Source organism: Bacillus sp. SIMBA_008 (assembly GCF_046535495.1).
GTDB classification, from domain to species: Bacteria; Bacillota; Bacilli; order Bacillales; family Bacillaceae; genus Bacillus; species Bacillus subtilis.
Genome location: NZ_JAWRWL010000129.1, coordinates 1 through 354 on the forward strand (window position 1 = coordinate 1; position 354 = coordinate 354).

A 354-nucleotide genomic window follows, 5' to 3' on the forward strand; every position below is an offset into this window, starting at 1 on the left:
CGCGCGACGGTGCGTCCGGGCGCGCGCCGCTGGACGACCATCACACGGTCCGGCGCCTGCGGGAGATGATCGGCGAGCCCCGCGACACGCGCGGCCCCGTGCGGCCGCTGGCGGACACGAACGAACTGATGCGCCGGGGCGAGGTCGCCGCGCAGAACGCCGCGCCGATCGCGGCCGGGTCTGCGGATGCCGGGCGTCCCGCGAAGCGCTCCCGTCGGCGCTGGGATCCGCTGGCCACGTCGGTCGGTGCGCTCGCCGTCGTCGCCGTGGTCGCGGCAGCGGCGGTCGGCGGCGTGCAGATGGCGACCGCGAGTCCGGCGGCGAGCTCGCTCGTGTCGCTCGAGGCGGATGAGG

Annotated in this window: 1 protein-coding gene; it reads left to right on the top strand. The window is 77.7% G+C overall.

Annotated features, from left to right (window positions below; all coding sequences use genetic code 11):
* Positions 1 to 354, top strand: a 354-nt coding sequence (locus SB658_RS22475) for a hypothetical protein (protein WP_410602434.1), incomplete at both ends; no start/stop codon positions are given.